18 protein-coding genes are annotated in these 23,148 nt (G+C 69.4%); 9 read left to right on the top strand and 9 right to left on the bottom strand.

What is annotated here, in order from left to right:
- Nucleotides 1-62: 62 nt before the first annotated feature.
- From J0I43_RS07570 to J0I43_RS07550, 5 genes are all read left to right on the top strand, one after another.
- Nucleotides 63-1,265 (top strand): thiolase family protein, encoded by a 1,203-nt coding sequence (locus J0I43_RS07570; protein ID WP_292861418.1) that lies wholly within the window; start codon nt 63-65, stop codon nt 1,263-1,265.
- 5 nt (nt 1,266-1,270) lie between these two features.
- On the top strand, nt 1,271-3,409 hold the full coding sequence (locus J0I43_RS07565) for a 3-hydroxyacyl-CoA dehydrogenase NAD-binding domain-containing protein (RefSeq protein WP_292861415.1): 2,139 nt from the start codon (nt 1,271-1,273) through the stop codon (nt 3,407-3,409).
- 212 nt (nt 3,410-3,621) lie between these two features.
- On the top strand, nt 3,622-4,329 hold the full coding sequence (locus J0I43_RS07560) for an SPFH domain-containing protein (RefSeq protein WP_292861412.1): 708 nt from the start codon (nt 3,622-3,624) through the stop codon (nt 4,327-4,329).
- A 66-nt stretch (nt 4,330-4,395) separates the two neighbouring features.
- The gene (locus tag J0I43_RS07555) at nt 4,396-5,052 is read left to right on the top strand and encodes a TetR/AcrR family transcriptional regulator (RefSeq protein WP_292861409.1); all 657 of its coding nucleotides are present in this window, start codon (nt 4,396-4,398) and stop codon (nt 5,050-5,052) included.
- Entirely contained in the window at nt 5,049-5,570 is a 522-nt protein-coding gene (locus tag J0I43_RS07550; protein ID WP_292861406.1) for a hypothetical protein, read from the top strand. The genes J0I43_RS07555 and J0I43_RS07550 overlap by 4 nt, the downstream gene beginning before the upstream one ends.
- A 25-nt stretch (nt 5,571-5,595) precedes the next feature.
- On the opposite strand, the gene pepN is transcribed toward J0I43_RS07550, so the two are convergent.
- From pepN to dut, 6 genes are all read right to left on the bottom strand, one after another.
- Nucleotides 5,596-8,151, bottom strand: coding sequence for an aminopeptidase N (gene pepN / locus J0I43_RS07545; protein ID WP_292861403.1), 2,556 nt, complete (start codon nt 8,149-8,151; stop codon nt 5,596-5,598).
- 60 nt (nt 8,152-8,211) lie between these two features.
- Nucleotides 8,212-10,182: a 1-deoxy-D-xylulose-5-phosphate synthase gene (gene dxs, locus J0I43_RS07540; protein WP_292861400.1), complete on the bottom strand. Its 1,971-nt coding sequence runs from the start codon at nt 10,180-10,182 to the stop codon at nt 8,212-8,214.
- A gap of 87 nt (nt 10,183-10,269) precedes the next feature.
- The gene (locus tag J0I43_RS07535) at nt 10,270-13,107 is read right to left on the bottom strand and encodes an aconitate hydratase (RefSeq protein WP_292861397.1); all 2,838 of its coding nucleotides are present in this window, start codon (nt 13,105-13,107) and stop codon (nt 10,270-10,272) included.
- A 156-nt stretch (nt 13,108-13,263) separates the two neighbouring features.
- Entirely contained in the window at nt 13,264-13,989 is a 726-nt protein-coding gene (locus tag J0I43_RS07530) for a DUF3159 domain-containing protein (protein WP_292861394.1), read from the bottom strand.
- Nucleotides 13,986-14,573 carry a DUF3710 domain-containing protein gene (locus tag J0I43_RS07525; RefSeq protein ID WP_292861392.1) on the bottom strand — a complete coding sequence of 196 codons (588 nt, stop codon included), beginning with the start codon at nt 14,571-14,573 and terminating at the stop codon, nt 13,986-13,988. Before J0I43_RS07525 ends, J0I43_RS07530 begins: the two co-directional genes overlap by 4 nt.
- Complete coding sequence (gene dut / locus J0I43_RS07520; protein WP_292861389.1) at nt 14,570-15,019, bottom strand: dUTP diphosphatase; 450 nt, start codon at nt 15,017-15,019, stop codon at nt 14,570-14,572. Before dut ends, J0I43_RS07525 begins: the two co-directional genes overlap by 4 nt.
- 24 nt (nt 15,020-15,043) lie before the next feature.
- Here dut and J0I43_RS07515 point away from each other — a divergent pair, with 24 nt between their 5' ends.
- Entirely contained in the window at nt 15,044-15,541 is a 498-nt protein-coding gene (locus J0I43_RS07515; RefSeq protein WP_292861386.1) for a DUF3093 family protein, read from the top strand.
- Nucleotides 15,542-15,584: 43 nt separating this feature from the next.
- Here the strand turns inward: J0I43_RS07515 and J0I43_RS07510 are convergent, their stop codons facing one another.
- Complete coding sequence (locus J0I43_RS07510; protein ID WP_292861962.1) at nt 15,585-15,878, bottom strand: DUF4193 domain-containing protein; 294 nt, start codon at nt 15,876-15,878, stop codon at nt 15,585-15,587.
- Nucleotides 15,879-16,116: 238 nt separating this feature from the next.
- Between J0I43_RS07510 and sepH the strand changes: the two genes are divergently transcribed.
- Nucleotides 16,117-17,136 (top strand): septation protein SepH, encoded by a 1,020-nt coding sequence (gene sepH, locus J0I43_RS07505; protein ID WP_292861383.1) that lies wholly within the window; start codon nt 16,117-16,119, stop codon nt 17,134-17,136.
- A 47-nt stretch (nt 17,137-17,183) separates the two neighbouring features.
- Here sepH and J0I43_RS07500 read toward each other — a convergent pair whose 3' ends face one another.
- Nucleotides 17,184-18,320, bottom strand: a complete 1,137-nt coding sequence (locus tag J0I43_RS07500) for an alkaline phosphatase family protein (RefSeq protein WP_292861380.1) — start codon at nt 18,318-18,320, stop codon at nt 17,184-17,186.
- A gap of 92 nt (nt 18,321-18,412) precedes the next feature.
- On the opposite strand from J0I43_RS07500, the gene J0I43_RS07495 reads away from it, so the two are divergent.
- The gene (locus tag J0I43_RS07495; protein WP_292861377.1) at nt 18,413-20,857 is read left to right on the top strand and encodes a DNA topoisomerase IV subunit A; all 2,445 of its coding nucleotides are present in this window, start codon (nt 18,413-18,415) and stop codon (nt 20,855-20,857) included.
- 18 nt (nt 20,858-20,875) lie between these two features.
- On the opposite strand, the gene J0I43_RS07490 is transcribed toward J0I43_RS07495, so the two are convergent.
- Nucleotides 20,876-21,538, bottom strand: a complete 663-nt coding sequence (locus J0I43_RS07490; protein ID WP_292861374.1) for a response regulator transcription factor — start codon at nt 21,536-21,538, stop codon at nt 20,876-20,878.
- Between the two features lie 234 nt (nt 21,539-21,772).
- On the opposite strand from J0I43_RS07490, the gene J0I43_RS07485 reads away from it, so the two are divergent.
- On the top strand, nt 21,773-22,942 hold the full coding sequence (locus J0I43_RS07485) for a histidine kinase (RefSeq protein WP_292861371.1): 1,170 nt from the start codon (nt 21,773-21,775) through the stop codon (nt 22,940-22,942).
- Nucleotides 22,943-23,148 lie beyond the last annotated feature (206 nt).

The raw sequence follows: 23,148 nt of genomic DNA, 5'->3' as shown, positions 1-23,148 counted from the left end.
CGATTTCGCGAGACTGAGTGTCACGTTAGGCTGTACTCAATCTCACTTACCTTGGAGGCAGTGTGGCCGAGATCTCGGACGTCTACTTCGTCGACGGCATGCGCACCCCGTTCGGGCGCGCCGGCGAGAAGGGCATGTACTGGAACACCCGCGCGGACGACCTCGCCGTCAAGGCGACGATCGGGCTCATGGCGCGGAACACGAACGTCCCGGCCGACCGCGTCGACGACGTCGCCATCGCAGCGACGAGTCAGACGGGCGAACAGGGCCTGACGCTCGGCCGCTCGGTCGCGATCCTCGCAGGGCTGCCGCAGACGGTTCCCGGCTTCGCGATCGACCGCATGTGCGCGGGCGCGATGACGAGCGTCGCCATGATGGGGGCATCGATCGGCTCCGGCATGTACGACATCGCCCTCGCCGGCGGCGTCGAGCACATGGGCCACTACCCGATCGGCGGCAACGCCGACCCGAACCCCCGCTTCGTCGCGGAGCGGATGGTCGACCCGGGCGCCCTCAACATGGGCGTCACGGCCGAGCGCATCTTCGATCGCTTCCCGCAGCTCACGAAGGAGCGCAGCGACCGGTTCGGCATGCTCAGCCAGCACAAGGCGGAGGCGGCCTACGAGGCGGGAAGGTTCCAGCCGGACCTCGTCTCGGTCGCGATCAAGGACGCCGAGGGCACCTGGGGCCTCGCCACGGAGGACGAGGGCCGCCGCCCTCAGACGACGATGGAGGACCTCGCCGCGCTGAAGACCCCGTTCCGCCCGCACGGGCGCGTGACGGCGGGCACCTCGTCGCCCCTGACCGACGGCGCGACGATGTCGCTGCTCGCGGGCGGCGCCGCCGTCAAGGAACTCGGCCTCGCACCGAAGATGCGCATGGTCTCGTTCGCCTTCGCGGGCGTCCAGCCCGAGATCATGGGCATCGGGCCGATCCCCTCGACCGAGAAGGCCCTCAAGAAGGCGGGCCTCACCATCGGCGACATCGGCCTGTTCGAGTTGAACGAGGCCTTCGCGGTGCAGGTCCTTTCGCTCCTCGATCACTTCGGCATCGCCGACGACGACCCGCGCGTCAACCAGTGGGGCGGTGCGATCGCGCTCGGGCACCCGCTGGCGGCATCCGGTGTCCGCCTCATGATCCAGCTCGCGGCGCAGTTCGCCGAGCGTCCGGACGTCCGCTACGGCCTCACGGCGATGTGCGTCGGTCTCGGCCAGGGCGGCTCGGTCATCTGGGAGAACCCGCACTACAACGGAAAGAAGCGCTGAGCGTCATGACGAACTACGACGAGATCGACTTCTCCCCCATCACCGCGCTCACCGAGGGCGAGGTCATCACCCACTCCCGCGTCCGCGACATCACGCTGCCCTCGGGCAAGGTTCTGGCGCTCATCACGCTCGACAACGGGCGCGACCACACCCGTCCGAACACGCTCGGCCCCGCCACGATGACGGCGTTCGGCGAGACGCTCGACGCCCTCAAGGCTCGCGCTGCAGCCGGCGAGATCCAGGCCGTCGGCATCACCGGCAAGCAGTACATCCTCGCCGCCGGTGCCGACCTGTCCGACATCACGAAGGTCGGCTCGAAGGCGAACGCGAAGCTCGTCGCGCAGCTCGGCCACAAGGTGTTCGGCACGCTCGAGAAGATCGGCGTGCCGACGTTCGCCTTCGTGAACGGCCTCGCTCTCGGCGGCGGTCTCGAGATCGGCCTCAACTCCGACTACCGCACGGTGGATGCCTCGGCAGCGGCGATCGCGCTGCCGGAGGTCTTCCTCGGCATCATCCCCGGCTGGGGCGGCGCATACCTGCTGCCGAACCTCATCGGCATCGAGAATGCGCTCGAGGTCGTCATCTCGAACCCGCTCAAGCAGAACCGCATGCTGAAGCCGCAGCAGGCGTTCGACCTGGGCATCATGGACGCGATCTTCCCCGCCGCGACGTTCCTCGAGAGCTCCCTCGCGTGGGCCGACGGTGTGCTGACCGGCAGGATCAAGGTCGAGCGGAAGAACCAGCCCGGCAAGATCGAGCGGACGGTCAAGTGGCCGGTCGCGATCAAGATGGCGCGTGGGATGCTCGAGTCGAAGATCGGCACCGTGCCCCGCTCCCCGTACGTCGCGCTCGACCTCCTCGACAAGGCACGCTCCGGCACGAAGGAGGAGGGCTTCGCGCGCGAGGACGATGCGCTCGCCGACCTCGTCACGGGTGACCAGTTCGCGGCATCCATGTACGCGTTCGACCTCGTGCAGAAGCGCGCCAAGCGCCCCGTCGGAGCGCCCGACAAGGCCCTCGCGAAGAAGGTCACGAAGGTCGGCATCATCGGAGCGGGGCTCATGGCGAGCCAGTTCGCGCTGCTGTTCGTGCGAAAGCTCCGGGTTCCCGTCCTCATCACCGACCTCGACCAGGCTCGTGTCGACAAGGGCGTGGCCTACATCCGCGACGAGATCGGCAAGCTCGAGCAGAAGGGACGCCTCGACGGCGACACGGCGAACGAGCTGCGCGCACTGATCACGGGAACGACCGACAAGACCCTCTACGCCGACTGCGACTTCGTCATCGAGGCGGTCTTCGAAGAGGTCGGCGTCAAGCAGGCCGTGTTCGGCGAGATCGAGAAGATCGTCGCCGAGGACACGATCCTCGCGACGAATACCTCGTCGCTGTCGGTCGAGGAGATCGGCTCGAAGCTCGCCCACCCCGAGCGCCTCGTCGGCTTCCACTTCTTCAACCCGGTCGCCGTCATGCCGCTCATCGAGATCGTCAAGACGCCCGTCACGACGGAGGCAGCGCTGTCGACGGCGTTCGTCGTGGCCCGCGGGCTCGGCAAGAACGCGGTCCTCACCGCCGACGCGCCGGGGTTCGTGGTCAACCGCCTCCTCGCGAAGGTCATGGGCGAAGCCGCCCGTGCCGTCTATGAAGGCACCCCCGTCGCTGACGTGGAGAAGGCCTTCGCTCCGCTCGGGCTGCCGATGGGCCCGTTCCAGCTCATCGACCTGGTCGGCTGGAAGGTGGCCGCGCACGTCCAGGACACGATGGTGCACGCGTTCCCCGATCGCTTCTACGCGAACGAGAACTTCCACCGTCTCGCAGAGCTCCCGGAGGTCGTCGAGAAGGACAAGGGCGGCCGCGTCACCGGCTTCACGAAGGCCGCGCAGAAGATCGTGAAGGATGCCGCGGGGTCCGCCCCTGCATCCGCCGACACGATCCTGCGGCGTGTGCAGGACGGCCTCGCCACCGAGATCAAGCTGATGCTCGACGAGGGCGTCGTGCCCGAGGTCGAGGACATCGACCTGTGCCTCATCCTCGGTGCCGGGTGGCCGTTCATCGACGGCGGTGCGTCGCCCTACCTCGACCGCGAGGGGGCGTCGGAGCGCGCCTTCGGCGACACGTTCCACCACCCCGTGATCAAGGGGATTTAAGGACCCGCGGCATCGGCGGCTGAGCGCCCACGCGCCGGATTCGCACGATCGCGACGGGATCGGATGCCGCAGCGCGCGGCATCCGATCCCGTTCGCGTCTTCCGTCTCTCCCGGACACGCGACGACGAACAATCGGTGACGCGCGGCGGAACACTCCCCGCGCGGCGTGCGAATCGGCGGATCCACGCTGCGCGACACGGCATCCTGAGGGTGTGATCGAGGCTTTCACGTCGATGTTCGGCACGAGCAGCATGAATGCGCTCATCAAGACCGGCGGCGCGGTGCTGACCGTCCTGCTTGTCGTGCCGGCCCTGTTCAAGCTGCTCGTCGTGACGATCGACGAGGGTGAAGCCGCGATCCGCACCCGCAACGGGCGACCGATCATCCGGCGCCGCACCCGCGGCGGAAACGACGCGGGCGAGGTCGTCGTCCTCGGGCCGGGCACGCACGCCGTCTTCCCGGTGCTCGCGTGGTATCGCCGCGTCGACACGCGCGTCCGCTCGACGGACCTGCCCGCGCGCCAGCTGACGGCCGGCGGCGGGCGGCAGCACCTCGTGCACGCCTCGTTCGACTGGCGCCCGTACGTCACCGGCGCCGACCTGCGGGTCTTCGAACTGGAGGTCGTGCACGTCACGGAACGCACGGGCAACCTCGTCGGCGCGGCGCTGCGCGACCTCGTCCGCGCCGATCACGGCGCCGTGCTGCCCGTGAACGCCGACCTCTCGGCATCCGTCGTCGCCGCCTGTGCCGATCGGGTGCGCGCGGCATGCGGGATCGAGCTGCTCTCCGTCGTCATCACCGGTGACGCCCTCACCGACGGGTATCTCCTGTCCGAGGCGATCACCGCGCGGGTCATCGACGGCGACGACGGCGACGAGGCCGTGTGGGCGGGCGCCGTGACAGCGCTGCGCAGTGTCTGAACTGCGCCGCGTCTGAGCTGCACCGTGTGCTAGCTTCTGAACATGTTCAGTTCTGAAGCTCCGCGCATGACACCCAAGAGCGAGCGGACGCGGGCCCTCCTGCGCGATCTCGCACTGCGCTCGTTCCGCGACCGCGGCTACGACGCGACGACGATCCGCCTGATCGCGACCGAGGCGGGTGTCTCGGTGGGCACGACCAACTATCACTTCGCGTCGAAGGCCGATCTCGTCCAGGAACTCTACGTCGCGGTCCAGGAGCAGCATCGGGATGCCGCAACTCCCCTGCTCTCACACGCGACCGACCTCATCGACCGGCTGCGCATCGTCTACACGACCGGTCTGGATCAGCTCGGGCCCTATCACTCGCACGCGGCCGAGTTCGTCTCCGCAGCCCTCGCCCCGCGCTCGACCATCAACCCGCTGTCCGACGACTCCGCCGCAGCCCGTTCGATCACCGAGTCTCTCTTCAGCGAAGCGGTCAGCGGTGCGAAGCACAGCCTCCCGGCCGACCTCGAGGGAGCACTCCCCCGAGCTCTCTTCCTCGCGCATCTGCTCCTCGCGCTGTCGTGGGTGTACGACGGCACGCCGGGCCAGCAGCGGACACGCGCCCTCCTCGATCGCGGGCTCGCGCTGCTGAAGCTCGCTCTCCCGCTCGCGCGGATGCCGCTCGTGCGAAAGCCTCTCGCGGAGCTGCTCGCGCTCATCGGGGACGTGCGCACGTGAACGCGACCGTCTCGCCGCGCTCGGATGCCGATCCGATGGCGTTCACCGGGCGCGAGTTCTTCCGGGGAGCCGTGTCGGCGTGGATCTGGGCGATGAGCCTGACGACCATCGTCTGGACGGTGTGCACCGGCGGTATCGGCATCGCCGTCGCGCTTCCGATCGTGGTGCCCGCGGCATCCGCGGCGACGGTGCTGTTCGCCGTCCTCGCGTGGACACTCGGCCGGGCGCTCCGCCGCGTCCGCCGTGTCGGCATCCACCTCCTGCTCTTCGCTCTCCTCGGCGCCCTCGTCGGGGCGGCGACGACCGCGGGCTACTCCCTTCTCGACGCGGGCGGGCTGACCGGCTTCGCCCCGATGCTCTACGTCGTGAACGTGAGCTGCGGGGCCGTCGCCGTCGCGCTCGGCTGGCGCAGCGCAGCCAGCCGAGCCCTCGGGTGGTCCGAGCCGCTCCCCCGGCCCGCGTCGCGATCGCTCGCCGATCTCAGCGTGGGCACCGACGTCGTCGAGACCGCGCGATAGCACCGCCCCAGCCGCGCGAGAGGTGCTATCGCGCGGTCTCGATGCGCTCGGGCGCGGCGGGTTGAGCAGAGCGGACACGGAGATCGCGAGCCAAGCCGTCGCGCTGCTCGATCACGAGGCGGCGGAGCGCTCCCGCGGCATCCGTGTTCTCGTCGAGCCAGGCATCCACGATGTCGAGGGTGTCGGATGCCGGGAAGAGACCTACCACCAGTCGACGCGCGATCTCGATGCTGCGCGACGACCAGACAGGCCGGATCCGCGCGAAGTACTCCTCATCGAACGGCGCGACGAGCTCCCGCCGCGCGGCGGCGTCGCGGCGGCGGACGCCGGCGATCGTCGCGTCAAGGTGGTCGTTGGTGAGACTCTCGTCCTCCCAAGCCGCACGCCACGCGGCCGCTCGCACCTCGGCATCCGGTCGTGCAGCGAGCACCGTGCGGTACGCGGTGCGGCCCTGCGACGAGCCGTCACGCGCGAGCTCGGCGTCCGCCGCCGCGACACCGGCGTGTCCGGTCGCCGCGAGCGCAGTGAGCCAGTCCCAGCGCAGCTCGGGATCCAGCGGCAGGCCTGCAGGCGCGTCCGCCGCCCCCGCGAGGATCGCCGTGAGCTCCGCGGCGCGACCGTCGCTGCGGGATGCCGCGGCCCCGACCGCACGCGCCCACGCGAGCTGCGCGTCCGACCCCGGGGCTGCCGCCCACAGGGCGTTCCACGCGGTCTCCAGCCACGCGTCCGACAGCGCGTCACGCTGATCGGCGGCGGCGTAGTGCCCGATCGCGAATTGCGCGTGCGCGAGCGCATCGGCGAGGAGAGCGGCGTTGTCCTCAGCCGGAGCGTGCCGCGCGACGACGTCAAGGTAGCGCGTGACAGGCAGCTCTCCGTCGCGCGTGGCGTCCCACAGCGCGGCCCAGATCACGGCGCGGGCGAGCGCGTCGTCGATCGTCGAGAGGGCTCGGGCCGCAGCATCCGTCGACCGTTCGTCGAGGCGCACCTTTGCGTACGTCCGGTCGCCGTCGTTCGGGAGGACGAGGTCGACGTCCGCGGGGAGAGCACCCGCCGCGACAGCGGTGCGTTCACTCGCGATGTCGACGTCGACAACCCCGCGCCGCACGAGGCGGTCGCCCTCGAACGCGTACAGGCCGAGGGACAGTCGGTGCGGGCGCGGGTCGGTCTGCACGACCGCGAGGGTGCCGTCCGTACCGCGCTCGACGGAGATCCGCGACATGCCCGTCGTCTGGAGCCACGCCGCACTCCACGCCCGGAGGTCACGACCCGACTCGGAGTCGAGCGCCTCCAGCAGGTCATCGAGGGTCGTGTTGCCGAACGCGTGGTCCGCGAAGTACCGGCGTGCCCCGCGGAAGAAGGCGTCCTCCCCGACGAAGGCGACGAGCTGCTTCAGCACCGACGCGCCCTTGGCGTACGTGATCCCGTCGAAGTTGAGCTTCGCCGCTTCGAGGTCGGGGATGTCGGCGACGATCGGGTGCGTCGTCGGCAGCTGGTCCTGCGCGTACGCCCACCCCTTCCGGCGGCTCGCGAAGGTGACCCACGCATCGGGGAATCCACCGGCGACCACGGCGGCGTGCGCACCCGAGAAGTCCGCGAACGACTCCTTGAGCCACAGATCGTCCCACCAGCGCATCGTCGCGAGGTCGCCGAACCACATGTGCGCCATCTCGTGCAGGATCGTGTTCGCCCGCCCCTCGTGCTGCGCGACGGTCGCGGCGCCACGGAACACGTAACGCTCGGTGAAGGTCACGAGCCCCGGGTTCTCCATCGCACCGAGGTTGTACTCCGGTACGAAGATCTGGTCGTACTTCCCCCACGGGTAGTCGAGGCCGAAGGCGCCGCCGAAGAAGTTCAGTCCGCGGCGCGTGATGGCCAAGATCTCCGCGGCGTCCCCCGAGTCGACGAGATGCGGCGCGAGCGACGCGCGGCACAGCACTCCGAGCGGGACGGCGCCGTCCGGACCCTCCCACACATCGTCGACGCGCACGTACGGCCCGGCCGCGATCGCGGTGATGTAGCTCGAGAGCGGCAGGGTCTCCGCGAAGGTCACCCGCGCGCCGCCGTCGACGCTCTCCCGCGCCGTCTCCGCACCGTTCGAGAGGACCTCCCACCCGTCCGGAGCGGTGACCGTGAAGCGCCAGCGCGCCTTCAGATCCGGCTGCTCGAACACGGGATAGACGCGACGGCTGTCGGCCGGCTCGTACTGCGTGTACAGGTAGACCTCATCGTCGACGGGGTCTCGGAAGCGGTGCAGTCCCTCCCCCGATGAGCTGTAGCGCCCCGCCCCGCGGATGGTGACCGTGTTCTCCGCGACCAGCCCGGTGAGGCGGACCCGCGCACCGTCCCAGTCGACCGCCTGCGGGGCACCGTTGACCGTCACCTCGTCGACGGACGCGCCGAGGAAGTCGATCCAGGTCTCCGAGCAGGATGCCGTGAACGCCAGCGTCGACGCGGTGGGGAACGTCGCGGCATCCGCCGACGCCGCGTCGCGCAGATCGATCTCGACGTCGACGGTCTGGAGTCGAATGGCAGCGGCCCGCGCCGCCGTCTCGTCGCGGGTCAGGTTCGCGGTGGAGCTCATCCCTCCATGCTGTCACGCCCGCCACCGCCCCTCCGCCCGCGGGCGGGGCCGGTGCGCTCGTCAGCGTTCCTGGCGCTCCTCGTCCGCCGGCGCGGACTCTGGCGCGACCGCCCAGATGGCCCCCGTATCGGTCGAGGGGCGCGCAACGGGGATGCGCGTGCCGAGCACCTGGGCGACGACGTCCTGAGCGATCTTGGCGGCCGTGAGCCCGGCATCCTCGAGGATCTGCTCGCGCGACGCGTGATCGATGAACGCGTCCGGAAGCCCCAGCTCGTCGACGGCCGTGTCCACCCCCGCTTCGCGCAGCACCTGGCGCACGCGCGTGCCGATCCCGCCGACGCGGATGCCGTCCTCGATCGTGATGACGAGGCGATGGGATGCCGCGAGTTCGACGACGCTCGGCTGTACCGGCACGACCCAGCGCGGGTCGATGACGGTGGCCCCGATCCCCTGCGCCCGCAGCCGGCCCGCGACATCCATCGCGAGCCCCGCCATCGGCCCGATGCCGACGAGCAGCACGTCCTGCTCCCCGTGCCGCCACAGCACGTCCGTGCCGTCTGCGAGGCGCTCCACTGCCGGGAGCTCGGGCGAGACCGCACCCTTCGGGAACCGCACGACGGTCGGGGCATCGGCGACGGCGATCGCCTCGTCGAACTCCTCGCGCAGACGCTTCTCATCGCGCGGCGCGGCGATGCGGATGCCGGGGACGAGCTGCAGCATCGCGAGGTCCCACACGCCGTGATGGCTGGGCCCGTCGGGGCCGGTCACACCGGAGCGGTCGAGCACGAACGTGACCCCGGCGCGGTGCAGCGCGACATCCATCATCACCTGGTCGAACGCACGGTTCATGAACGTCGCGTAGATCGCGACGACGGGGTGAAGGCCCCCGAAGGCGAGACCAGCGGCGGAGGCGACCGCGTGCTGCTCCGCGATACCCACGTCGTAGACGCGGTCGGGGAAGCGCTGCGCGAACGGCTGGAGGCCGGTGGGGCGCAACATGGCCGCCGTGATGGCGATGACGTCCTCGCGACGCTCACCGGCATCCACGAGGGCATCGGCGAAGACGTCGGTCCACGCGACGGCGTCGGAGGAGCCCAGCGGCTCTCCCGTCGCGGGGTCGATCTTGCCGACGGCGTGGAACTGGTCGGCCTCGTCGTTGCGGGCCGGCTCGTACCCCCGGCCCTTCTCGGTGATGACGTGCACGATGACGGGGGCGTGGTGGGCCTTGGCCAGCCGCAGCGTCTCGTCGAGAGCGCGCAGGTCGTGCCCATCGATCGGGCCGAGGTACTTGATGTCGAGGTTGGAGTACAGCGCTTCGTTGTTCGTGAACCGCGAGAGGAACCCGTGCGTGCCGCCGCGCACCCCGCGGTAGACGGCCCGGCCTGCAGGACCCAGCCGGCGGAAGAACGAGTCGGAGCCGCGTCGCAGGTTCTCGTAGCCCTCGGTCGTGCGCACGCGGTTGAGATAGCGGGCCATGCCGCCGATCGTCGGAGCGTAGGAGCGCCCGTTGTCGTTCACGACGATGACGAGGTTGCGTTCGTTGTCGTCGGAGATGTTGTTGAGCGCCTCCCACGTCATGCCGCCGGTGAGCGCACCGTCACCGACGACGGCGACGACGTGCCGGTCCGTGCGACCCGTCCGGGTGAGCGCCCGCGAGATGCCGTCGGCCCAGCTCAGCGAGCTGGAGGCGTGCGAGGACTCGACGACATCGTGCGGGCTCTCCGACCGCTGCGGGTACCCGGCGAGTCCGCCGCGCGAGCGGAGGCCTCGGAAATCCTGCCGACCGGTCAGCAGCTTGTGCACGTAGGACTGGTGACCCGTGTCGAAGACGAAGGGGTCGTTGGGTGAGTCGAATACGCGGTGGAGCGCGATCGTGAGTTCGACGACACCGAGGTTGGGGCCGAGGTGCCCGCCGGTGCGGGACACGTTCTCGACGAGGAAGTCGCGGACCTCCTGCGCGAGCTGCTCGAGCTGCTCCGGTGAGAGCGCATCGAGGTCGCGCGGTCCGGTGATCGAGGCGAGCAGACTCATCCCCCGAGTCTACGTCGGATGACGCACGACGCCCCGGCATCCGCACCCCCTTGCGGGGAGAGATGCCGGGGCGTTATGCGGCGCGTGTCAGACGAGCGAGCGCAGCACGTACTGCAGGATGCCGCCGTTGCGGTAGTAGTCGGCCTCACCAGGTGTGTCGATGCGGACCTTCGCGTCGAAGACGACCGTCTCCTTGCCCTCCGGCGAGAACTCGCTCGGCGCGGCGGTGACCTTGACCGTCTTCGGGGTGGTGCCGTTGTTGAGCTCCTCCAGGCCCTCGATCGAGACGATCTCGGTGCCGTCGAGGCCGAGGCTCTTCCAGGACTGGCCCTCGGGGAACTGCAGGGGGACGACGCCCATGCCGATGAGGTTCGAGCGGTGGATGCGCTCGAAGCTCTCGGTGATGACCGCCTTGACACCCAGGAGCGACGTACCCTTGGCCGCCCAGTCGCGCGACGATCCGGAGCCGTACTCCTTGCCTCCGAAGACGACGAGCGGGGTGCCCTGCGCCTGGTAGTTCTCGCACGCGTCGTAGATGTACGACTGCGGGCCGCCGGGCTGGGTGAAGTCGCGCGTGAACCCGCCTTCGACGATCTGACCGTCGTTGACCGCGGAGACGAGCTCGTTCTTCAGGCGGATGTTCGCGAAGGTGCCGCGGATCATGACCTCGTGGTTGCCGCGACGCGAGCCGTAGGAGTTGAAGTCCTTCTGCGCGACGCCGTGCTCGGTGAGGTACTGCGCGGCGGGCGTGCCCGCCTTGATGTTGCCGGCCGGCGAGATGTGGTCGGTCGTGACCGAGTCGCCGAGGGTCGCCATCACGCGCGCACCCGAGATGTCGCTGACCGGGGTCAGGTCCATCGACATGCCGTCGAAGTAGGGCGCCTTGCGCACGTAGGTGGAGTCGGCATCCCACTCGAAGATGGGGCCTTCGGGCGTCGGGAGGCTCTTCCAGCGCTCGTCGCCGTCGAAGACGGTGGCGTACTGGGTGATGAACTGGTCGCGCGAGATCGACGCGTCGATGACCTCCTGCACCTCGTCGGGGGCGGGCCAGATGTCCTTCAAGAAGACGTCGTTGCCGTCCTGGTCCTTCCCGAGCGGGTCGGTCTCGAAGTCGAAGTTCATCGAGCCGGCGAGGGCGTACGCGACGACGAGCGGCGGGGATGCCAAGTAGTTCATCTTCACGTCGGGGCTGATGCGGCCCTCGAAGTTGCGGTTGCCCGAGAGGACGGCCGTGACGGCCAGGTCGTTCTCGTTGATCGCCGCGGAGACCTCTTCGATGAGCGGGCCCGAGTTGCCGATGCAGATCGTGCAGCCGTAGCCGACCGTGTAGAAGTCGAGACCCTCGAGCGCCTTGTCGAGGCCCGACTTCTCGTAGTAGTCGGTGACGACCTTCGAGCCGGGGCCGAGCGTCGTCTTGACCCAGGGCTTGCGCGTGAGTCCCTTGTCGACGGCCTTCTTGGCGAGCAGGCCCGCCGCGATCATGACCGAGGGGTTCGACGTGTTCGTGCACGACGTGATCGCCGCGAGCGTCACGGCGCCGTTGTCGAGGAGGTACGCGGTGCCGTCGGGGGTCGTCACCTTGACGGGCTTGGATGCCGTCGCGGGGGCGCCGCTGGAGATGTGCACCTCACGCGTCTCGGGCTCTTCGTCGCCGGGGCCCGCACCCGGGTCGGAGGCGGGGAAGGAGTGCTTCGACTCCAGGTCGACGATCGAGTGCGAGGTGGAGGGCGTCGCGTAGTTCACGATGTCCTTCTCGAACTGGCTCTTCGCCTCGGAGAGGAGGATGCGGTCCTGCGGGCGCTTGGGGCCGGCGATCGACGGGACGACGGTGCCGAGGTCGAGCTCCATGTACTCGCTGAAGACGGGCTCGTTGTCGGAATCGTGCCAGAGCTTCTGCTCCTTCGCGTACGCCTCGACGAGGGCGACGGTCTGGTCGTCGCGACCGGTCAGGCGCAGGTAGTCGAGCGTGACGTCGTCGATCGGGAACATGGCGGCGGTCGAGCCGAACTCGGGGCTCATGTTGCCGATCGTGGCGCGGTTCGCGAGCGGGACCGAAGCCACGCCCTTGCCGTAGAACTCGACGAACTTGCCGACGACGCCGTGCTTGCGCAGCATGTCGGTGATCGTGAGGACGACGTCGGTCGCCGTGACGCCGGCGGGGATCTCGCCGGTCAGCTTGAAGCCGACGACGCGCGGGATGAGCATCGACACGGGCTGGCCGAGCATCGCGGCCTCGGCCTCGATGCCGCCGACGCCCCAGCCGAGCACGCCGAGGCCGTTGACCATGGTCGTGTGCGAGTCGGTGCCGACACAGGTGTCGGGGTACGCGCGCAGCACGCCGTCGCGGCCCGTGCGGTCGTAGATGACCTTCGCGAGGTGCTCGATGTTCACCTGGTGCACGATGCCGGTCCCGGGCGGGACGACCTTGAAGTCCTGGAAGGCGGTCTGACCCCAGCGCAGGAACTGGTAGCGCTCGCCGTTGCGCTCGTACTCGATCTCGACGTTGCGCTCGAGCGCGTTCTCGCTGCCGAAGAGGTCGGCGATGACCGAGTGGTCGATGACCATCTCGGCGGGCGAGAGCGGGTTGATCTTGTCGGGATCGCCGCCGAGGGCGGTGACCGCCTCGCGCATCGTGGCGAGGTCGACGATGCAGGGGACGCCGGTGAAGTCCTGCATGACGACGCGCGCGGGGGTGAACTGGATCTCGGTGTCGGGCTCCGCGTCGGCATCCCAGTTGCCGAGCGCCTCGATCTGCGCCTTCGTCACGTTCGCGCCGTCCTCGGTGCGCAGGAGGTTCTCGAGCAGCACCTTCAGGCTGAACGGAAGCTTCTCGTAGCCCGCGACGGTGTCGATCCGATAGATCTCGTAGTCGGTGCCACCGACCGTGAGGGTGCTCTTGGCACCGAAGCTGTCAACAGTGGACACGTTGCTCTCCTTCGTCGGGGGCGCAGGCGACGACGACGATGCGCGGCCTGTCTTTCCATCTTCCCCGCCCGCGTCGCCTCCGGCTAGTGAGGTCTGCCTTACCCGGCTGGATGCCGCGCGACGGGAAGAATTTATCTTGATGTCAAGATAAATCTATCACGACGTCGCGGGCGTCTCGGCCTTCGGATAGACGGCGCGCACGGCGAGCCAGGTGACGGCCACGAGCGGTGCGAACAGCGGCAGCCCCATGATGAGCTTGAGGGTCCCGAGGGTCGTGACGTCGCCGGAGAAGTAGAACGGCAGCTGCACCGCGAGTCGAAGATAGAACAGCGCCGCCCAGGCGATCGCGAGCCAGAAGAAGACGCGCCGCTTGCGCGCATCCGCACGCCAGGCGACGCCCTCGTTCATGAGGAACCCGACCGCGAGGCCGATCAACGACCAGCCGATGAGGGCGGAGAGGAGGAACGCCGTCCCGTAGGCCGCGTTGGTGATGAGCCCGGGGACGAAATTGTCCTGCCCGCGTCCGGTCCACAGCGCCAATCCGGCCGCGACGGCGGCGGCGACCAGGCCGCCGAGGGCTGCGCTCACGGGCGAGCGCTGCAGCAGCCGCACGACGGTGAAGACGGCGGCGAGCCCGACCGATACGACGAGCGACAGGACGAGATTCTGCGTGAACGTGAACAGCAGGACGAAGGCGAGGCCCGGCAGCACCGACTCCAGCACGCCACGCCAACCGCCCATCGCCGCCCACACGACGTGTCCTGTGTGCGCGTCTTTCGCGGGGTCCATGCCGGCGCGTCGCGCCGCTCCTCCGAGGGCTTGGCCGAACAGCTCGGATGCCGAGGGCGTGCGCTCCGGTTCGGGCGCCTCGGGCATCGTCATGCCGTTCCGGGCGCGGCCGGCATCTTCAGGGGGATGAGGTCGCGCGGAGGCATCGGCGTGCCGCCGCGGACGACGACGAGGGAACGGAAGAGGTCCTCGACCTTGGCCGCGGCATCCACATCGCTCGTCGCGGCGCCACCGATGACACCGCGCAGGAACCAGCGCGGGCCGTCGACACCGACGAAGCGCGCGAGGCGCTTGCCGGGAGTCGCATCGGGCCCGGCCGCGACCGGCACCTCCGCGAGCAGCTCGGGGCCGAGCGGGCCCTCACGCTCCTCGACCCGGCCGCCCTGCTGGCGGATCTGCTGGCGGATCTGCTCCCGCGTCTCGTCCCACAGCCCGCTCGAGCGCGGCGCCGCGAACGGCTGCACCTGCAGCGTGGAGTCTGCGTAGTCGAGGCCGACGGCGACGATGCGTTTGGTCTGCTCCTCGACTTCGAGACGCAGGTTCAGCCCTTCACGCGGCAGCACCTTGATGCCGCCGAGGTCGATATAGGGCCGGACGGGGTTCGCCTCGGATTCGTCGAAGGGTCCCGCCGTCGCGCGATCGGCCAGCACGGCCTTGCCCGCGAGTTCGTCGCTCATGCGCCTGCTCCTGTCTGATAGCCCGTGGATCCGAATCCGCCCTCGCCACGCGCCGAGTCCGGCAGTTCGTCGACAGGAAGGAACCGCACGCGTGGAACCGGCATGACGATCACCTGTGCGATGCGATCACCGACCGCGATGTCATAGGGCTCGGTGGCATCCGTGTTGAGAAGGGACACCTTGATCTCACCGCGGTAGCCCGCATCGACCGTACCGGGCGCGTTCACGATCGTGATGCCGTGCTTGGCCGCGAGGCCGCTGCGCGGGACGACGAAAGCGGCGTACCCGTCGGGCAGCGCGATGCGGACGCCGGTCGCGACGAGCGCACGCTCTCCCGGACCGAGCCGCAGGGCCTCCGCAGAGACGAGATCGGCGCCCGCGTCCCCCGGATGGGCGTATACGGGGACCTGCGCCGCGATAATGGGAACGTCCACGGATTCGATCACCCCACGAGGCTAATGCACCCCCCGATGAATGCCGACATGCCGCCCGCCGCGCACACGGCTCCGCGCGGCGTCGCCGCCGCCCCGACCTACCGCGAGCGCCTCAGCCCATCGCTGTGGACGTTGCTGAGCGCTGCGGTCGCCGCGCCGATGATCTCGCTCGTCTTCGTCCCATTGGATGCCACGATCGCGCTCATCGCGGGACTCGTGGCCGCCGCCGTGATCCTCGTCGCTCTCGTGCTCGCCGCGCCCGTGATCGAGGTCCGGGACGGCGAACTGCGTCTGGGTCGTGCCCACATCCCCGCTCGCCTCCTCGGCGAGCCGCAGGGCTTCACCGGCGACGAGGCGCGCGAGATCCGCGGCCCGGGGCTTCCCCGCACGGCGTGGCACCTGCTGCGCGGCGGTATCGACGGTGTCGTCGTGGTCCCGGTGCGGGACGATCGCGACCCGGTGAGCGTGTGGGTGTTCTCGACCCGCACGCCCGACCGGGTGTCGGCGGCGATCCGCCGCAGCCAGTCATCCTGACCGCACGACGATCTGGCCGCGCGGCGGTCTCAGGAGACGCTGCTCAGGCGGCGCACTCGATGCAGATCGCGCCCGACGACGTCTCGTGATCGATCTGCGTGCGGTGCTTCACGAGGAAGCACTCGACGCACGTGAACTCGTCCTCCTGCGGAGGCAGGACGACGACGTCGAGTTCGAGGTCGGACAGGTCGGCACCGGGGAGCTCGAAGCCCGAGGGGTTGTCGGCGTCTTCATCACCGACCGCACCGGACAGCTTGTCGGGCACGCGCTCCTTCAGGGCCTCGATCGACTCGCTGTCGTCTTCGGTCTTGCGGGGGGCGTCGTAGTCGGTCGCCATGCTCTCACTTCCAGAATCTGCCATGTGCCGCCGCACCTCGTGGGCGAGCGGCGGCGTTAGTTTGCACGACCGGGAGGGATTACGCAAATGGTGACCGTTCACGCTCCCCTCTCCGGTGGGTGCGCCACTGAGAACTCGCGGCGCGCCCGCGATATTCCCGCTGCCCGGCCCGCGGCGTGTCACCATGGCGACGGCACTGTTGTCGGTGCCATCGCAGGGATCTGGAGGCGTGTCTCGCATGGAGCAGCTCAAAGTCATCGGAATCGAAGAAGGCGTCCTCGTCGTCGCGACCGACACCGGTGAACGGTTCGCGCTGCCGGTCGACGAGACCCTGCACTCGCAGTTGCGCCGCGCGCAGCGCGATGCCGAACCGCGCACGGTGCGGGTGAGCCCGAAGGACATCCAGTCCCACATCCGCGCCGGCATGTCGGCGCAGGATGTCGCGGAGCTCCTGGGCGCGCGCCTCTCCGACGTCCAGCGCTACGAACGCCCCGTCCTCGCCGAGCGCGAGCACATCGTCGATCAGGCCCTCGCCGTGCCCGTCCTCATCGCGGGCGAGCTGGACCCGGGCGCGCAGCCGACGTTCGGCGTCGCCGTGCGCAGCAAGCTCGCCGATGCGGGCGCGTCCGGCGAGCGATGGACGAGCTGGCGCGAGGAGAGCGGTTGGATCGTGAAGCTCGAGTTCACGGCCAGCGAGGTCGACCACGATGCGCGGTGGGGGTTCGACCCGCGCCGTTCCACGCTCTCCCCGTTGAACTCCGATGCGACGCAGCTGTCGCGACAGGGTTCACTGCCCGAGGGCCTCATCCCCCGTCTGCGTGCGCTGGATGCCTCTCCCCTGAAGGATTCGTCCCGCTTCGACTCCGGGGCCTTCGGGCCTCGACGGCTCGAACCCGACGCAGAGATCGTGACGCGCGACGTGCGCCCGACGGTGACCGCTGCCGTGCAGGAGGCGGCGATCAAGCGCGCGCCGGAGGCATCCGTCACCTCCGCGGAGACCGCCGACCTGCTCGAGGCGCTGCGACGTCGACGCGGGCAGCGCGAGCCGATGCCGAGCGAAGAGCAGGCCGAGCGCACACAGAGCCCGGTGGCGCTCTTCGACGCCCTCGAGCCGGGGTACGACGATACCGACGAGGACGCCGATGACGAGGCGCTCGACGACACCGTCATCTCCGACAACTCGCGCCGCAAGGGCCGCACCTCGATGCCTTCGTGGGACGAGATCGTCTTCGGTGCGCGCACCGAGGACGGTTCCTGAGCACGTCGAAGGACGGTTCCTGAGCCCGTCGAAGGACGTTGCTGAGCTTACGGACGGGCGAACGCACCGAGACCGATGAGCGGCACGATGCGCTCCTGATCGGTGAGCGACCCGTGCTGACCGATCATTCGCTGCGCCTTCTTGTCGGCGAGTCGATCGTCATAGTAGGCGACGGCGCTGCGCGCGGCGACGAGGACGTCGCCGATGCGCGGCAGCACCTCGGCATCCACCCGCGCTCCGAACAGCCCCGCGGCGACGGCCTCGCCGCGTGTGAAAACCCAGGATCGGTGGGACTCCGCCTCGCGCCAGCGCGCCGCGACCCGCTCCGCGGCGCCGTCCGCCACCGAGAGCTGCAGCAGGCGCGGCTCCCCCGCGACGAGGTCGACCTCGTCGAGCAGGGCATCGCTCGCGCCCATCAGGACGTGCCGGTGGGCGGGGACGTCCACCATGCCGTGGTCGGCGGTGACGACGACGCCGACGTCGGATGCCGCCCGGTCGTGCATCACGCGCAGCGCGGCATCCACGTCCTCCAGCCCCGCCGTCCACGCGTCGCTCTCCCAGCCGCGTGCATGGCCGATCGTGTCGAGTTCGGGCACGTACGCGTAGACGAGCGCGCCCGCATGCGCCTCGGCGAGGCCCCGCGCCGTCTCGAGGCGCTCGGCGGGCGTCCCGGCGGCGACGAAGGTCGCGCCGCGCTGGATCGCGCGAGTGAAGCCGGTCCCCGCGTAGACGCCCTTGCTGACGACGAAGCAGGGCCGCCCGGCGGCCGCCTCGCGCTCGAGCATCGGCGTGGCGCGCTGCCACGTGAGCGGGTCGAGTCCGTCGGTCTCCCAGCCGCGCAGCTGATTGGGCGCCTGCAGCGTCCCCGGGATCCTGGCTCGATAACCGACGATGCCGTGGATGCCGGCGTCGACACCCGTGAGGAGACTCGTCAGAGCCGTCGCTGTGGTCGCCGGGAAGACGGTGCGCGCGGCATCCTTCTTGGCCATCCGCGATGTCAGGAATCGTGCGTGTCCGGCACGTGCGGTGAGGTTGCCGCGGCCGAGGCCGTCGACCAGCACGAGAACCGCCGACCGCGCGGGTGCGAACCAGTGCGGGTCGCCCGAAAGCGACCGCACGAGCTCCGGCACGACATCGGTGAGGCTCCGGGCTCCGGGCGGGTCCGCGGGTAGGCTGAGGGACATCCGGGCCAGTCTCGCACACGACGACGCACGGCCCTGGTCGACCGCACTTTCCCCGCACCCGCCCTCACCCGACGCGAGGTCCACTCAGTTCCATGGCAGCTCCCCGCACCGAGTCCATCCCCGAAGACCACGGCCGCATCGAGGACGTGGACGTCTCCTCCGAGATGCAGGACTCGTTCCTCGAATACGCGTACTCGGTCATCTACTCGCGTGCCCTGCCCGACGCCCGTGACGGCCTCAAGCCCGTGCAGCGACGCATCCTCTTCCAGATGGCGGAGATGGGCCTCCGGCCCGATCGCGGTCACGTGAAGAGCGCCCGCGTCGTCGGCGAGGTCATGGGAAAGCTGCACCCGCACGGCGACTCGGCGATCTACGACGCGCTGGTGCGGCTGTCGCAGTCGTTCGCCCTGCGCGTGCCTCTCGTCGACGGGCATGGCAACTTCGGCTCGCTCGACGACGGCCCTGCGGCAGCGCGGTACACCGAGGCGCGGCTCGCGCCCGCCGCCCTCGCGCTCACGGAGAATCTCGACGAGGACGTCGTCGACTTCATCCCGAACTACGACGGCCAGTTCCAGCAGCCCGCGGTGCTGCCCGCAGCGTTCCCGAACCTCCTCGTCAACGGTGCGACCGGCATCGCGGTCGGCATGGCGACGAACATGGCGCCGCACAACCTCATCGAGGTCGTCGCCGCCGCCATCCATCTCCTCGAGAACCCGGATGCCACGACCGCCGAGCTGATGGAGTTCGTCCCCGGGCCCGATCTCCCCGGTGGGGGCATCATCGTCGGTCTCGACGGGATCACCGAGGCCTACGAGACCGGTCGCGGCTCGTTCCGCACACGGGCGAAGGTCTCGATCGAATCCCTGGGCCCCCGGCGCACGGGTCTCGTCGTGACGGAACTGCCCTACATGGTGGGTGCGGAGCGCGTCATCGAGAAGCTCAAGGACGCCGTGAACGCCAAGAAGCTCACGGGCATCGCCGACGTCAACGACCTCACCGACCGCAATCACGGCCTACGGCTCGTCATCGGCATCAAGACGGGTTTCGACCCGAACGCGGTTCTGGAGCAGCTCTACCGCCTCACGCCGCTCGAGGATTCGTTCGGCATCAACAATGTCGCGCTCGTCGACGGCCAGCCGCAGACACTGGGGCTGAAGTCGCTGCTGCGGGTCTATCTCGACCACCGGCTGTCCGTCGTCACCCGTCGCAGCCGTTACCGGCTCGCGCGCAAGCAGGAGCGTCTGCACCTCGTCGAGGGCCTCCTCATCGCGATCCTCGACATCGACGAGGTCATCCAGGTCATCCGGGCATCCGACGACGGAGAGCAGGCCCGCACGCGCCTGATGAGCGTGTTCGACCTCTCGCAACTGCAGGCCGAGTACATCCTCGAACTCCGGCTGCGCCGTCTCACCCGCTTCTCCCGCATCGAGCTCGAGTCCGAACGCGACACCCTGAAGAACGAGATCGCCGACCTCGAGGCCCTCCTCGCCAGCGATACCCTGCTGCGCGCGCAGGTCGCCACAGAGCTGGATGCCGCGGCTGAGACCTTCGGCACCCCGCGCCGCACCCTCCTCCTCAACGGCGGACCCGTCGCCGCACGGTCTCGCTCCGCCGCGCCCGCCGACCTCCAGATCGCCGATGAGCCCTGCCGCGTGTTCCTCTCCGCGACAGGGCGGATGGTCCGCGCCGTGCTCTCGCCCGAGGGCGGCATCGTCGCACCGACGCGTCGAGCGAAGCACGACGCGATCCGCTCCGCGGTCGACGCGACGACGCGCGGCGATCTCGGCGCGGTCACCACGGCGGGCCGGATCGTGCGCTTCTCCCCCGTCGATCTCCCCTCGGTGCCGGCGAACGCCGTGCAGCTCGCGGCGGGAACGCGCGCCGATCAGTACCTCGGTCTCGCATCCGGCGAGCACGTCGTGGCGATCGTGCCCCTCGGCGACGAGATCATCGCGCTCGGCACCCGGCAGGGGGTCGTCAAGCGCGTCGCCGCCTCGGAGCTTCCCGCCGGCAAGCACGACGTCGAGATCGTCGCTCTGAAGCCCGGTGACAGCGTCGTCGGGGCCGGGATCGCCCCTGACGGCATCGAACTCGTGTTCGTGGCATCCGACGCCCAGCTCCTGCGCTTCGACGCCGCGTCAGTACGTCCGCAGGGCCGCGCAGCGGGCGGTATGGCGGGGATCCGGCTGGCGCCGGGCGTCGATGTGATCTCGTTCGCCGCCGTGCGACCGGCCGCGGACACCGTCGTCGTCACGGTCGCCGGTTCGTCCCAGGCCATCGCGGGAACCGACGCCGGCAGCGCCAAGGTATCGGCGTTCGACGAGTTCCCCGCGAAGGGGCGCGCGACGGGCGGCGTACGTGCGCAGCGGTTCCTCAAGGGAGAAGACGCCCTCGTTCTCGCCTGGATCGGCGCCGAGCCGCGCGCGGTCGCCGCCGACGGCGCCGTGCGGCCGCTGCCGGAGCCGGGTGCGAAGAGGGATGCCTCGGGTCAGGCGCTCGATGCCGTCATCGGCGCGGTCGGCGCACCCATCGCCTGAGCGCGCGTGTCGGCGCGGTCAGGACAGCGTCACGAGGCGCAGCTGCGTCGCGCGGATGAGGACCTGGATGCGGTCCCGCACGCCCCACTTCGCCGTGATCCGGCCGAGGTGCGATTTCACGGTCGCCTCCGAGACGAACATCGCCGCCGCGATCTCGGCGTTCGACATCCCCTGCGCGAGCAGGGTGACGACTTCGAGCTCGCGATCGGTGAGCTCCTCGTCACGGCCGAGACTGCGCGGAGTGCCCGAGTCGCCGGTCTGCACCGAGGAGATCAGCTCCTTGGCCACGCGAGGTGACAGCACATACCCGCCTTCGTGAGCGAGTCGAGCGGCGTCGAGGATGCGGTCGGGCGAAGTGTCCTTCACGAGGTAGCCGGATGCCCCGGCGCTCAGCATCGGGACGATGACGCGCTCGGCGGAGAAGGTCGTGAGCGCCACGACCTTGATGCCCGGGAACTCCTGCGTCAGTCGGCGCGTCGCCTCGATCCCGTCCATCGTGGGCATCTGCACGTCCATCAGCACCACATCGGGCTTGACGGCCCGCACGAGCGTCACAGCGTCGGCGCCGTTGTCCGCCTCGCCGACGAGTTCGAATCCGTCGGCCGACTCGAGGAAGACGCGCAGCGCGGCGCGCACCAGGGACTCGTCATCGACGATGATCACGCGAATCACATCCGTCACATCGCCATCCTACGAAAGGCGCGGCCCGGGTCCGCATTCTCGGAAGAGACCCCGACGGATATCCGACGAAAGTCGCAAGCGCTCTCGCCAAACGTCTGTATTGCGCAATGCCAGATGTTTGAAGAATCGATTCGAGACCTTGCGGAGGTGATGGAAATGTGGGATTGGCTTGGACGCTACCTTGGTATCTGGAAGTAAGACGCCGCGTGAACGTGCGTGCGGCATAATCGCGACGTGACTGATCTGCGAGCCCGCCTGCTCGGCTATCTGCGGACCCCCTTCTGGGGCTACCGCCCGTTGCCGACGCGGGCACGGCGACTGCTGATCGCGCTTGTTGCGATCTCGTTGCTGCTCGACTCGATCATGCGAGCGACGAACGGCGGAACGACGAGTGTCGTCTCCGCGGTCGTGACGACGACAACCACCGTCACTGTTGCCCTGTTCGCATGGAGACCACCGATCGCGACGATCGTTCTCACGGTCGCCGCCCTCGCTGCGGGCATCACGAACGTCACGGACAGTCTTCTCGTCGGTGCGGTGATCATCGGACTCGCTGCGTTCACCTGTAGCGCGGCGTTGACAGCGGTCTACGCGACGGCCTGGGTCATCTGGCTCGTCGCCGTCGCAGCGCGACCCAACTCTCCGTTCCAACCGCTGGGCGCCGTGATCGTCGCCTTCATCTGCCTCGTGAGCCTCATCATCGGACTCACGATCCGGACCCAATACGAAAGAGCGCGGATGCTCACCACCCAACTCGAGGCGGCCGAAAGGGAGGTCGCCGAGCAGCTTCGCCACGAGCGCGACCTCATCGCCGACGAGTTGCACGACATCGTCGCTCACGAGATCACCATCGTCGCACTCCACGCGGCGGTACTCGAACGCACCGAGGACACACAGACCCGCACGCAGTCGCAGACGGCCATCCGCGAAGCCGCCGTGCAGGCGCTCACCGACATCCGGCGCGTCCTGGGGATGGTTCGGGGCGAGGAGAGCCTCGCTCCGGAGCGCATTCCCGCCCCCGACGGCATCGAGGGAACGATCGACGCCGTCACGAAGGAGCTCGCCCAGGCCGGCATCCGCGTGCGTGCACGCATCCCGGACGACCTCCGGCTCCCGAGCACGTCGCTCGTCGCGCTGACCCGCGTGATCCGCGAGAGCGCGACGAACGTCCTCAAGCACGCCACGGGCGCCACCGAGGTGCGGATCGCCCTCACCGTCGAGCGCGGCTGGGCCCATCTCGAGTTCAGCGACGACTCCCCTCCCGCACGCACAGCGGGCCTCCCTTCCTCCGGATACGGGATCATGCGTCTGCGGGAACGCTTCCGCGTGTTCGGCGGATCGTTCTCGTCAGAGCGACGTGCCGACGGTTGGGTGGTGTCCGCTTCGCTGCCGCTCGAGGCGTGAGTTTAGTCCTCCTGCGAAGTAGACGAAAGTATGAGCGCATTCCGTCTTTCGGTCAGCGTGCGATGACGCGCGTCTCCGTACGATAGGTCATGCCGAAGGACCGGTCCCCAGCTGATCCTTCATCGTGCATCATCCGTGTCACTCCGTGATTTCGGGGACGATGGCAGCGTTTCGCACCATCGTCATCACGGACGACATGTGGATGC

This window comes from Microbacterium sp. (assembly GCF_017305435.1).
Taxonomy (GTDB): Bacteria; Actinomycetota; Actinomycetes; order Actinomycetales; family Microbacteriaceae; genus Microbacterium.
Note: the sequence above shows the minus strand (reverse complement) of the source record. Positions and strands in the feature narration are given on the sequence as shown.